Source organism: Halomonas sp. SIMBA_159 (genome assembly GCF_046536035.1).
In the GTDB taxonomy this organism is placed as follows: Bacteria; Pseudomonadota; Gammaproteobacteria; order Pseudomonadales; family Halomonadaceae; genus Vreelandella; species Vreelandella venusta_A.
In genome coordinates this window covers 1-247 of sequence record NZ_JAWJBT010001258.1, presented here as the reverse complement: position 1 = coordinate 247, position 247 = coordinate 1, and the positions used below count along the sequence as shown (strand labels likewise).

At 63.6% G+C, this 247-nt stretch carries 1 protein-coding gene; it reads right to left on the bottom strand.

Annotated features, from left to right (window positions below; genetic code table 11):
- A partial coding sequence (locus R0J87_RS23290) for a hydantoinase B/oxoprolinase family protein (protein WP_498889341.1) occupies positions 1 to 247 on the bottom strand: 247 nt, incomplete at both ends.

Here is a 247-nt window from a genome sequence, read left to right as displayed (position 1 = left end):
GCCCATCATCGCCAGGAAGTCGCCGCGCCATTGATCGGGCACGCGGATGCGCATCTCGCACAGTCGGATGATGTCGCCGATGTCCTGATAGTCGCGCTGTACCTGAACCGCCGGAAAGATCAGCGCGCCTTCGGCGTAGACATCCTCGGCCTCGCCCATATAGGTCGTCGGCAACGCGTTGCCGCAATCGGCCTGGTGCGCCTTGGCCATGACGGTAAAGCGATGGCGGCCCTCATCGTCCATCACC